This is a genomic window from Algorimicrobium algoritergicola (assembly GCF_008086165.1).
GTDB lineage: Bacteria > Bacteroidota > Bacteroidia > Flavobacteriales > Flavobacteriaceae > Algorimicrobium > Algorimicrobium algoritergicola.
In genome coordinates this window covers 325,559-337,426 of the sequence record NZ_VSKL01000001.1, presented here as the reverse complement: position 1 = coordinate 337,426, position 11,868 = coordinate 325,559, and the positions used below count along the sequence as shown (strand labels likewise).

Sequence of the window (11,868 nt, the reverse complement as noted above, 5' to 3'; positions counted from 1 at the left end):
CCACTCCTTTTTATGAAATGCCTTCAGCTAATCAATCTTGGTTTTGTTCTAATGGGTGCAACTGCTTTTAGCCAGCAGCCTGCAACGTCGTCTACTTTAGTAGAAAAATCATTAGATCAGAAACACGTTTTAATACAACAATCGCTCGTTAAAAATATCCCATTTACTAACATTGGACCAACAGTTATGAGTGGTCGTGTAACGGATTTGGATGTGAATCCAGAAAATCCCATCGAGTTTTATGTGGCGTATGCTTCTGGCGGTGTTTGGCATACTGTAAATAACGGAGCCTCTTTTGTGCCGATTTTAGATTCGGCCCATACACAAAATGTGGGTGATATTGCCGTACATTGGTCAACCAGAACCATTTGGGTTGGTACAGGTGAAAATAATTCGTCGCGTTCTAGTTATGCAGGAATTGGTGTTTTAAAATCTATTGATAATGGCAAAACATGGGAGCATGTTGGATTGTCAGATTCGCATCATATTGGTCGAATTTTAATAAATCCTGATAATCCAGATACTGTTATTGTTGGCGCTACTGGTCACTTGTATTCGTCTAATAACGAACGCGGAATCTATAAAACTGTGGATGGTGGTAAAACATGGAAACAGACCTTATTTGTTGATGATTCTAGTGGTATAATTGATGTGCAACAGGTGCCAGATAATTTCAATACGATGTTTGCTTCCTCCTGGACACGAGACCGAAAAGCTTGGAATTTTTCAGGAAATGGTGCTAATTCAGCAATTTATAAAAGTGAAGATGCTGGAAATACATGGCAAAAAATATCAACGGAAGCCAGTGGTTTCCCCACGGGAATTGGCGTTGGTAGAATAGGGTTAGCTGTTTATGATGAAAACACAATTTACGCCTTGCATGATAGTCAATTTCATAGATCGGATTCAAAAGAAAAAAGCGAAATACGTGGTTTAACAAAGGATGACTTTAAAACCATGACAGTAGATCAGCTGTTGGATATAGATGATAAAAAACTGAATAATTATTTAAAAACGAATGGTTTTCAAGAAAAATATCGTGCAGATAATGTGAAGCAACTCGTGCGGACTGGAACAGTAAAACCCATAGATTTAGCGCATTATTTAGAGGATGCCAATGCCATGTTATTTGATACACCAGTAATTGGCGCTGAAGTTTACAAAAGTACAGATGCTGGGAAAACATGGAAAAAAACTCATGACGATTATTTAGAAGGTTTATACTTTAGTTATGGTTATTATTTTGGTGAAATTCGTGTGGATCCCCAGGATGCAAATGGGATTTATGTATTAGGGGTTCCCATTTTAAAATCGAAAGATGGTGGGAAAACATTCACATCTATCAGTCGCGAAAATGTCCATGCCGATCATCAAGCGTTATGGATTAATCCTAAAAAATCAGGCCATTTAATTGATGGGAATGATGGAGGATTAAATATTAGTTATGACGATGGCGAAAACTGGGAAAAACTAAATGTGAATGCTGTTGGACAATTTTATGCCATTAATGTCGATAACGAAAAACCATACAATATTTATGGTGGTTTGCAGGATAATGGGGTTTGGGTTGGTCCTCATAATGCTAGAGAAAGCAAACGTTGGCATCAAAATGGACAATATCCATGGGAAGAACTTATGGGTGGAGACGGTATGCAAATTCAAATAGATAGTAGAAATTCTAATATCGTTTTTACAGGGTATCAATTTGGTAATTATTACAGAATAAACCGAAAAACCAAAGATCAAACCTATATTCAGCCAAAGCATGAATTAGGCGAAAACCCGTATCGTTTTAACTGGCAAACGCCTATTTTATTATCACCACATAATCAAGATATTTTGTATTTAGGAGGTAATAAACTCATGCGTTCTATGAATCAAGGTGAAACTTGGCAAGCCATCAGTCCCGATTTAACGAATGGCGGTAAAAAAGGAAATGTAGCGTATGGAACCTTATCAAGTATTAGTGAATCGCCATTTAATTTTGGATTACTGTATACAGGAAGTGATGATGGATTGGTACAAGTAACTAAAAATGCTGGTGGTACTTGGGAATTGATTTCTAATAGTTTTCCAAAAGATTTATGGGTAACACGCGTAATTGCATCTCAACATAAAAAGGAACGCGTATATGTAGCACTCAATGGCTATCGTTGGGATGATTTTAGCACCTATTTATATATGTCAAATGACTATGGAAAAACATGGAAATCCATCGCGTCAAATATGCCCATGTCTCCTGTAAATGTGATTAAAGAAGATCCAAAAGCCGAAAACATTTTATATGTTGGGACTGATAATGGCGCTTATGTATCCTTTAATCAAGGTGATTCTTGGGAAGCCTTTTCAAATGGTTTGTCAGCGGTTGCTGTACACGATTTAGTGATTCACCCAGAAGCTAACGATTTAATTTTAGGAACTCATGGACGGAGTTTATATACCGCGAATATTGAACCGCTTCAAAATGTGAATGCGACGTTATTAGCTAAAAACGCAACACTATTTCCTATGGAATCTATGCGTTATTCCTCACGATGGGGAAGTTCTTGGAGTCAGTATTTAGAGCCTTATGTGCCAGAAACTAGTATTAAAGTTTATGTGAAGGATGCCGGAAAACACGCTATTGAAATCCGTTCAGCAAATAACGATGTTTTGAAACGTATTCCTGTTGATTTGGATGCAGGCTTCAATTATGTTTCTTATGATTTGTCGATTTCCGAAAAAGGCAGAAAAGCACTAATGAAACAACAATCGGATTTAAATATTCCGAAAACGCAAAACGATACATATTATTTACCAAAAGGTATTTATAGCGTTCAGTTATTAGGAGAAGTTGTTGATTTTGAAATTAAGTAAGCATACTATTTTAAGTGTTTCTGCGTTTTAATTCCAAACAATTTCAATTATGAGAGCTTTAAGCATTATCGTTTGTATTGGTTTATTTGGGTTTCTATCTTGTAGTGAAGATTCTGTAAACGAACCTATTGGAAATCCCGGTTCTTCAGAAGCCAATTTAGTTATTAAATTCAAATTTGATCCCAATCAAGTACGCTTGAATAATTTGGGACAACCAGCAACTATTTCAGATGGAAATGCAGCGCAATCGCCAAATTTTGCGAGGATGAGTTCAAATTATATTGAATTAGCACCTACAGCAAATACATTATTAGGAGAAGGAGCCATCGTTTACGAAGGGCCATCAACAACTATTGGAGGTGAAAAGGCTATTGATTTCCGCGAATCTAAATTTGCGGGAAGTAACGAAACGTTTGTAACCATTCCGTTAAGGCAAGTTGCAGCAGGCAATTATAGTTGGGTACGTGTATCTTTAGCATATCAAGAAGGCGCTATTAATTTTTTAGCGGCTGATGGAAATGAGTATTCAGGAACATTAGCAAGTTTTGTTGGGTATAATACTTATGTACCAGACTTAACTTTTAATGGTGTGACTTTTCCAGTCAATGCGAATAAGCTTCAAGGCTTTTGGGCTTTTGAAGCTTTAGGTTTTACATCTCAAGGTCAGGCACCTCCTGGAGCAACAACTGTCCCAAATCCGTTATTTGATTCGTCACCAATTCCGCAAGGGTCTTGTGTGGTGACAGGCGAATTTGAAAATGGACTAAACATTACGGGAAATGAAACCGAAGATGTAGTTGTTACCTTATCATTTTCTGTAAATAATAGTTTTGAGTGGACCGAAATTACAGCCGATGGCAAATATGAACCGCAAGCTGGAGAGCAGTTAGTGGATATGGGTTTACGTGGCTTGATTCCAATGGTAGATTAGTATAAAACTCCAATAAATAATAAACCCGTTTGACTTTGATTAGTCGAACGGGTTTATTATTCTGTTTAAAATCATTCTAAATAAATAATATAAATGTCTGTATTTTGTCTAAAACTGATTTGAAACGTATCTTTGTTTGATAAATATTAAACTTCAACAATGAGCGGAATTTTGAATTCTTCGATTGGAAGAAAATTTGCCATGGCACTTTCGGCACTCTTCCTAATGATTTTTTTACTACAGCATTTTGCAATTAACCTGTTATCAGTATTCAGTCCTGATACGTTTAATGATGTGTCTCACTTTATGGGAACCTTCTGGTTAGTGCAGTATCTTTTTCAACCTATTTTAATTTTTGGTGTTATGTTCCATTTTATAATGGGATTTGTACTAGAAATAAAAAACAATAGTGCTAGAAAAATTAGTTATGCTAAAAATAATGGCAACGCCAATTCATCGTGGATGAGTAGAAACATGATTTGGAGTGGAGCAGCTATTTTGGCTTTTATTGTACTTCACTTTATCGATTTTTGGTTTCCAGAAATTAACACCAAATATATCCAAGGAGATATGTCTGGATTATTAGCCGATGGCGAAGGATTTAGATATTACGAAGAATTGGTTCATAAATTTGAAAACCCATTGCGTGTGGCAGCTTACTGTTTAGCATTTGTGTTTTTAGCATTGCATTTATTGCATGGTTTTATGTCCGCATTCCAATCGGTTGGAGCAAATAACAAATACACACGAGGATTAAAAGGTTTTGCAAAAGTATACGCAATAGGTATTCCATTAGGATTTATTTTTATTGCCCTATTTCATCATTTTAATCACTAAAAAATATATCTAATATGGCTTTAGATGCTAAAATACCACAGGGTCCACTTAAAGATAAATGGACTAATCATAAAAACTCAATCAATCTGGTTAACCCAGCTAACAAGCGTTTAATAGACGTTATTGTTGTTGGTACTGGTTTAGCGGGAGGTTCAGCAGCGGCAACGTTAGCGGAATTGGGTTATAACGTAAAAGCTTTTTGCTTCCAAGATTCTGCCAGACGTGCGCATTCTATTGCAGCACAAGGCGGAATTAATGCCGCTAAAAATTATCAAGGTGATGGTGATTCAACCTACCGTTTATTTTATGATACCGTTAAAGGAGGTGATTACCGCTCGCGTGAAGCTAACGTGTATCGTTTGGCTGAAGTATCTGCTAATATTATTGACCAATGTGTAGCACAAGGTGTTCCTTTTGCACGTGAGTATGGTGGTTTATTAGATAACCGTTCATTTGGTGGTGTATTAGTTTCTAGAACATTTTATGCAGCTGGTCAAACAGGTCAGCAATTACTATTAGGCGCTTATTCGGCATTAAATCGTCAAATTGGTCGTGGTAAAGTAAAAATGTACAGTCGCCATGAAATGCTAGACGTTGTTATTGTAGACGGAAAAGCACGTGGTATTATTGCTCGTAATTTGGTTACAGGTGAAATAGAACGTCATTCAGCACACGCAGTTGTTTTAGGAACTGGTGGATATGGAAACGTATTCTTTTTATCAACAAACGCCATGGGTTCTAATGTAACCGCAGCATGGAAAGCTCACAAACGTGGTGCTTACTTTGCTAATCCGTGTTACACGCAAATTCACCCAACTTGTATTCCAGTTTCTGGAGATCATCAATCAAAATTAACCCTTATGTCAGAATCGTTACGAAACGATGGACGTATTTGGGTGCCTAAACATAAAAAAGACGTTGAAGCTATTCGTGCTGGTAAATTAAAACCAACACAATTAGAAGAAGCAGATCGTGATTATTATTTAGAACGTCGTTATCCAGCTTTCGGTAATTTAGTGCCTCGTGATGTTGCATCACGTGCTGCTAAGGAGCGTTGCGATGCTGGTTATGGTGTAAATGCAACTGGCGAAGCGGTTTATTTAGATTTCGCATCCGCATTTATGCGTTACGGAAAAGAGCAAGCTCATATTAAAGGATTAAATGAAGATGATGATGTGCTTGTTAGAAAATTAGGACAAGAAGTGGTGAAAAACAAGTATGGTAACTTGTTCCAGATGTATGAGAAAATTGTTGATCAGAACCCATACGAATCACCAATGATGATTTATCCAGCCGTTCACTATACCATGGGAGGTATTTGGGTAGATTATAATTTACAAACTACCGTTCCAGGATTATATGCAATTGGTGAAGCTAACTTTTCAGATCATGGCGCTAACAGACTTGGTGCTTCGGCATTAATGCAAGGTTTAGCCGATGGTTATTTTGTACTACCATATACAATTGGCGATTATTTAGCAGATGATATTAGAACAGGACCAATTCCTACAAATTCATCAGCATTTGATGAAGCAGAGAAGAGTGTTCGTGATAACATTGCCCATTTAATTAATAATAACGGAACACATTCTGTTGACCATTTCCACAAACGTTTAGGGAAAATTATGTGGAACAAATGTGGTATGGCTCGTAATGCAGAAGATTTAAAATCTGCTATCGTAGAGATTGCAGAACTGCGTAAAGAATTCTGGAAAGATGTTCGCGTACCAGGGACCAATGAAGAGTTTAATGAAGAATTAGCAAAAGGATTACGTGTAGCCGATTATTTAGAGTTAGGTGAATTGTTTGCTAAAGATGCTTTATTACGTGAGGAATCTGCTGGTGGACACTTTAGAGAAGAACACCAAACAGATGAAGGTGAAGCACAACGTAGAAAGGAATTCCAATACGTTTCAGCTTGGGAGTATAAAGGTGAACCAAAAGACGCTTTGTTACACAAGGAAGATTTGGTTTTCGAAAATATTGAAGTGAAAGAAAGAAGTTATAAATAAGAAGGAAAGCTATGAATTTAACGTTAAAAATATGGCGTCAGAAAAACGCTAACGATAAAGGAAAATTGGTTGAATATCCAATTAGTGATATTTCTCCAGATATGTCTTTCCTAGAAATGTTAGACGTATTAAATGAAGGTCTAATTAACAAAGGTGATGAGCCTGTGGAATTTGATCACGATTGTCGTGAAGGAATTTGCGGTATGTGTTCATTATATATTAATGGGGAAGCCCATGGTCCAGATCGTGGTGTTACTACGTGTCAATTACATATGCGTATGTTTAAAGATGGCGACACCATTGTTATTGAGCCATTTAGAGCAACAGCATTTCCAGTTATTAAGGATTTAGTGGTTGACAGATCTGCTTTTGATCGTATTCAACATGCAGGTGGGTTTATTTCGGTAAATACCTCTGGAAATACTATTGATGCTAATGCCATTCCTATCAACAAACACGATGCAGATACAGCATTCGATTCAGCAACTTGTATTGGTTGTGGAGCGTGTGTAGCGAGTTGTAAAAACTCGTCAGCCATGTTATTTGTTGGCGCTAAAGTATCACAATTTGCCTTATTGCCTCAAGGTAAAATTGAAGCAACAGACCGTGTTTTAAACATGGTTAAGCAAATGGATGAAGAAGGTTTTGGTAACTGTACCAATACGGGAGCTTGTGAAGTGGAATGTCCTAAAGGAATTTCATTGGAAAATATTGCACGTATGAATCGTGAGTATTTAAAAGCGAGTTTAAAAGGATAAAAATATTTTATTAAAACAAAAAAATCCCAAGTTTAATCTTGGGATTTTTTTGTTTCTTTATACTTATAATTTATACTAATGAAACGCATTAATTTTATTCTATTAACAGCCTTTGTTTTGCTGTATTCCTGTCAGTCTTCAGGGCAAATAAAACAATCTTATAATTTTAATTCTGATAACCTACTCCATCACGTTAAGGAATTAGCATCAGATGCTTATGAAGGTAGGCGAACAGGAACTGCTGGTGCAGCCAAAGCAAAAGAGTATATCATTAAGCAATTAGAATTACTTGAAGTTGGATCTTTAGTTCCAAACTTTGAACAGCCTTTTACATTCGAGAGTCGAAATAAATCATATAATGGTGTCAATATTATAGGGTCTATAAAAGGAACGGAATATCCTAATAAATATATCGTGTTAAGTGCGCATTATGATCATGAAGGGATTAAAAATGGCCAAATTTATAATGGAGCAGATGATGATGCATCAGGTGTCAGTGCCTTATTTGCTTTTGCGGAATATTTTGATAAAAATCCACCAAAACACTCCGTTATTTTAGCCTTTTTTGATGCCGAAGAGTTAGGACTTCAAGGGTCTAAATATTTTGTAGATAATTCAGTTGTACCATTAAAATCTATTATTCTTAATATCAACATGGATATGGTGTCACGCAATGAAAACCAAGAATTATATGTTACAGGAATTAAAAGTCATCCGCTTTTAGAAACGGCTTATAATGATCGTAAAACAACGGAAGGTGTAAGTGTTATTGCAGGACATGACGGAACAGACGATAAACAGAATTGGATGTTTGCGTCAGACCACGCACCTTTTCATTTAAAAGAGATTCCGTTTTTATATTTTGGTGTTGAAGATCATGATGATTACCATAAGCCTACAGACGTTTATGAAAACATCCATCCCGAATTTTATAAAAATGCTGTAGAAAGCATTATTAGTATGTTTCATCAAATAGATGCTATGACATTCTAAAAGTTTAATTTTTTCTATGAAACACGAACCAAACGCGTATTACCAAAAGCAATTAGAAAGCCATCAAACCGCTGTAAAAACGTTTAATAAAAAGCTTTTTACGTTTAGCATGTTGCGTTTGGGTATTTTTTTAGGAACGTTATTAGGCGTTTATCTTACCTTTCAAAATTGGCAAGTAGCTTTAGGAGTTGGAGTTCTAGGAACTGCTTTATTTATTTTTACGCTCACTAAATATACCGATATTAAATACCAACGCAATCTTCATAAAGCCTTAGTGGCTATAAATGAAGATGAATTGGCTATAGCTATTGGTAATTTTCATGAGCGTCCAACAGGTTTGGAATTTCAAAATCCGACACACTTTTATAGTTTAGATATCGATTTGTTTGGGAAAGGATCCTTCTTTCAATTTATAAATAGAACATCTATAAACGAAGGGACTAAAACACTTGCAAACGCTTTAAATGCGAATGATATTGACAACGTAGAACCGCGACAAGTAGCCATCAAAGAATTAGCCGATAAACCAGATTGGCGTCAGCATTTTTCTGGTGTTGCATCGTTGATTCATGTGGAAACACCAGCTGTAAAAATCATTGAGTGGTTAAAAAGTCACCAAATATTTCTACCTAAAATGATGGCATGGTTTCCGTTGGCATTTACTGTAGCTTCTTTGGCAATTGTAGGACTTTCCGTATTTCAAGTTATTGCGCCTATTTTTGTGTTATTATGGTTGCTTTTAGGGCTTATTATTACAGGAGTTTACTTAAAGAAAATAAACAATCTGGCTAGTAATACGGATAAAGTAAAAGATACTTTTAGACAGTATGCAACGCTTTTAAATCAGATAGAACAGGAAACATTTACGTCTGGTTTATTAAAAAACAAGCAAGAACAGATTCAATTAGAACATCAAAAAGCATCGGAAATTTTCGCCAAGTTCTCTCAGCATTTGGATGCCTTAGATAATCGGAATAATTTTATTTCAGCACTTTTAGGAAATGGTTTTTTGCTAATCGATTTAAAAAATAGTTATAAAGTAGAGCAGTGGATTGCCCAATACCACGAAACCGTTGGTCATTGGTTTGAAGTGGTTTCTTTTTTCGACGCCTATAATAGTTTAGGGAATTATGGGTTTAATCATCCAGATTATGTGTTTCCAAATATTGTTACGAAAGAAGCCACCATTGAAGCAAAACATTTAGGACATCCCTTATTAGATGCAAAAAAACGAGTTGCTAGTGATTTAACCATAAACAACCAGGAGTTTTTAATTGTAACTGGTGCTAATATGGCTGGAAAAAGCACGTTTTTAAGAACGGTTTCCTTACATATTGTTATGGCAAATGTGGGTTTACCAGTTTGTGCTACGTCAAGCAATTACCAACCCATTAAGTTAATTACAAGTATGCGTACCAGCGATTCGCTAACGGATGATAGTAGTTATTTCTTTTCCGAATTAACGCGCTTAAAATTTATTGTAGACGCTATTCAGAAGGAACCGTATTTTATTATTCTAGATGAAATTTTAAAAGGGACCAATTCCACAGATAAAGCCATTGGATCAAAAAAGTTTGTTGAGAAATTAGTGGCTTCCAATGCCACGGGCATTATTGCTACGCATGATTTAAGTTTATGTACGATTGAAACCGAATTAGAGCCCGTAAAAAACTACTATTTCGATGCGCAAATTATTAATGACGAACTCTTTTTCGATTACAAATTCAAAAAAGGCATTTGCCAAAATATGAATGCGAGTTTCCTATTGAAGAAAATGGAAATTATTTAAAAAAGAAAGACCTGACAGGTTAAAGTAAATCAATAGAATTTTTCTATCCACAAATTTTCTTCTATCTTCATTCAAAATTCAAATGATTTTAAAAATTTGAAATCTCATCCAAATCTTAACCGCTTTAAATTATGACTGTAGTTAATCCATTTGTTTTAATTATTAGTGCAATTCTTGCATTAGTCTTATTTTTAACAAGTTTAGTATTCATATTTAAAAACGAACAAAAACCGTTGTTCAAACTTTTATGGACGTTGTTCGTGATTTTTGTGCCTATTTTTGGCTCAATTATATATATCATTAAATACTTTGTAGAAAAAAAAGGTATGAACCATACGTATGCAACATAACGTATAAAACACGTTTTTGTAAAATAGTAAAGACTTCACAATTCTGATTTTTGGAACTGTGAGGTCTATTTATTTTAGTATGTAGTAAAATTGAATTTCGCGTCACTTCGAGCAGGTTTCGAAAGCCTGCTAGGTTTGTCACTGAATGCTTAACGTCTAACTTAAGTTCTATAATTTTTTAGAGAAATATATACGTCTATGACCTTCCGGGAAGTTTTTAATTTCGCCAATTGGTTTATAGCCATTTTTTAAATAGAAGGCTTCAGCTTGAAAATCAAATGTATCAAGCATGGAAATTTTCGCGCCTTTTTCTATTGCTATTTTTTCAGCATGTTTTAAAATTTGTGTGCCAATACCTTTTTTTCGGTGAGACTCTTTTACCCACAAAATTTTAATTTCAAGTCCATTCCAATAGCCGAGTCCTGCCAATATTCCGCCAATTTCAATGCCGTTTTCGTCTTTAGCAACAAACTCCAAACGTGTCCAAATATCTGAAATTGCAGAAACCTGACTTAAATTATAGTCGTTTATACCATCAACTATTTTCTTAATGTTTTCTTTATTGCAAGGTTCAATAGTGAATGGCGTTGTTGTTTTCATTTGAATGGTTTTTACTTGTAGCTGAAATCCCGTAAAGAAACAAATACTAATCAGCAGTTCAAATTAATTTTTCTAAATTTATAATCAAAATAAAACTCAAGCATAAAAGCGAAATTTCACCTATGAAAATAAAAAACCCGGTATTAGTAATCGTGATGTTGATTGTAGTAATAGGATGTGGTTCTACTAAAAAAAAACCTAAACAATTTGTTTGTTTGGATACGAGTAAAGTAAAAGCATTACTGGAAAATTATGAATTGACCATTCCAGAGACATGGTGCTCATTTTATGGGTTACATAATACACTAGTACATTCTCCAATTAATGTAAAGCAATTAGAGGAAAATTATAATACATGCTATGTTTATGTGGATGCCTATGATATTGAAAACTATAAAAGTAAAAATATTGAGGAAACTCTAGACACCTATATTTCTGCTTTAAAAGAAAAAGGGAATTATAATCCAGATTATGAGTTTGAGAATCATCCTATATATGGTAAGTATTATCTTATTAAATATGGTAAAATGTATAATGATGTAACCTATTATAATTTAAAGGCACTTTTCAATTACCAGAATCAAGACTATGTTATAAATTATACAGCTACTGAACAAAATTTTAATAGGTACTTACCAAAAGTCATCCAAATGATTGTGACTTTTAAAATAAAAGAAAGCATTATTAATCCTGAATAATCGTTTCCAATAAACCACTAAAAAAAGCCTCACAATTCCATTGT

At 35.0% G+C, this 11,868-nt stretch carries 10 protein-coding genes; 9 read left to right on the top strand and 1 reads right to left on the bottom strand.

Features of this window, described 5'->3' with window-relative positions; translation table 11 throughout:
• The first annotated feature begins 12 nt into the window (after window positions 1-12).
• The 8 genes from ES675_RS01665 (at window position 13) to ES675_RS16715 (ending at window position 10,526) form a co-directional block, all read left to right on the top strand.
• Window positions 13-2,856 (top strand): WD40/YVTN/BNR-like repeat-containing protein, encoded by a 2,844-nt coding sequence (locus ES675_RS01665; RefSeq protein ID WP_066249592.1) that lies wholly within the window; start codon window positions 13-15, stop codon window positions 2,854-2,856.
• A 49-nt stretch (window positions 2,857-2,905) separates the two neighbouring features.
• On the top strand, window positions 2,906-3,787 hold the full coding sequence (locus tag ES675_RS01660; protein WP_066249597.1) for a hypothetical protein: 882 nt from the start codon (window positions 2,906-2,908) through the stop codon (window positions 3,785-3,787).
• Window positions 3,788-3,946: 159 nt separating this feature from the next.
• Complete coding sequence (locus ES675_RS01655) at window positions 3,947-4,624, top strand: succinate dehydrogenase cytochrome b subunit (protein WP_066249600.1); 678 nt, start codon at window positions 3,947-3,949, stop codon at window positions 4,622-4,624.
• Window positions 4,625-4,638: 14 nt separating this feature from the next.
• The gene (locus ES675_RS01650; RefSeq protein ID WP_066249606.1) at window positions 4,639-6,636 is read left to right on the top strand and encodes a fumarate reductase/succinate dehydrogenase flavoprotein subunit; all 1,998 of its coding nucleotides are present in this window, start codon (window positions 4,639-4,641) and stop codon (window positions 6,634-6,636) included.
• Window positions 6,637-6,647: 11 nt separating this feature from the next.
• Complete coding sequence (locus ES675_RS01645; protein ID WP_066249609.1) at window positions 6,648-7,394, top strand: succinate dehydrogenase/fumarate reductase iron-sulfur subunit; 747 nt, start codon at window positions 6,648-6,650, stop codon at window positions 7,392-7,394.
• Between the two features lie 78 nt (window positions 7,395-7,472).
• On the top strand, window positions 7,473-8,387 hold the full coding sequence (locus ES675_RS01640) for a M20/M25/M40 family metallo-hydrolase (RefSeq protein WP_066253738.1): 915 nt from the start codon (window positions 7,473-7,475) through the stop codon (window positions 8,385-8,387).
• 16 nt (window positions 8,388-8,403) lie between these two features.
• Window positions 8,404-10,176 (top strand): MutS-related protein, encoded by a 1,773-nt coding sequence (locus ES675_RS01635; RefSeq protein ID WP_066253741.1) that lies wholly within the window; start codon window positions 8,404-8,406, stop codon window positions 10,174-10,176.
• Window positions 10,177-10,307: 131 nt separating this feature from the next.
• A complete protein-coding gene (locus tag ES675_RS16715) occupies window positions 10,308-10,526 on the top strand; it encodes a PLDc N-terminal domain-containing protein (protein WP_066253746.1) in 219 nt (72 codons plus the stop codon).
• Window positions 10,527-10,694: 168 nt separating this feature from the next.
• Here ES675_RS16715 and ES675_RS01625 read toward each other — a convergent pair whose 3' ends face one another.
• A complete protein-coding gene (locus tag ES675_RS01625) occupies window positions 10,695-11,126 on the bottom strand; it encodes a GNAT family N-acetyltransferase (RefSeq protein ID WP_066253748.1) in 432 nt (143 codons plus the stop codon).
• 122 nt (window positions 11,127-11,248) lie between these two features.
• Here ES675_RS01625 and ES675_RS01620 point away from each other — a divergent pair, with 122 nt between their 5' ends.
• Window positions 11,249-11,824, top strand: a complete 576-nt coding sequence (locus tag ES675_RS01620; protein ID WP_148367210.1) for a hypothetical protein — start codon at window positions 11,249-11,251, stop codon at window positions 11,822-11,824.
• Window positions 11,825-11,868 lie beyond the last annotated feature (44 nt).

Excerpts from the sequence above, each read along its gene's own strand:
- ES675_RS01665 (WP_066249592.1), top strand. The coding sequence starts at position 13 with ATGAAATGCCTTCAGCTAATCAATCTTGGTTTTGTTCTAATGGGTGCA.
- ES675_RS01660 (WP_066249597.1), top strand. The coding sequence starts at position 2,906 with ATGAGAGCTTTAAGCATTATCGTTTGTATTGGTTTATTTGGGTTTCTA.
- ES675_RS01655 (WP_066249600.1), top strand. The coding sequence starts at position 3,947 with ATGAGCGGAATTTTGAATTCTTCGATTGGAAGAAAATTTGCCATGGCA.
- ES675_RS01650 (WP_066249606.1), top strand. The coding sequence starts at position 4,639 with ATGGCTTTAGATGCTAAAATACCACAGGGTCCACTTAAAGATAAATGG.
- ES675_RS01645 (WP_066249609.1), top strand. The coding sequence starts at position 6,648 with ATGAATTTAACGTTAAAAATATGGCGTCAGAAAAACGCTAACGATAAA.
- ES675_RS01640 (WP_066253738.1), top strand. The coding sequence starts at position 7,473 with ATGAAACGCATTAATTTTATTCTATTAACAGCCTTTGTTTTGCTGTAT.
- ES675_RS01635 (WP_066253741.1), top strand. The coding sequence starts at position 8,404 with ATGAAACACGAACCAAACGCGTATTACCAAAAGCAATTAGAAAGCCAT.
- ES675_RS16715 (WP_066253746.1), top strand. The coding sequence starts at position 10,308 with ATGACTGTAGTTAATCCATTTGTTTTAATTATTAGTGCAATTCTTGCA.
- ES675_RS01625 (WP_066253748.1), bottom strand. The coding sequence starts at position 11,126 with ATGAAAACAACAACGCCATTCACTATTGAACCTTGCAATAAAGAAAAC.
- ES675_RS01620 (WP_148367210.1), top strand. The coding sequence starts at position 11,249 with ATGAAAATAAAAAACCCGGTATTAGTAATCGTGATGTTGATTGTAGTA.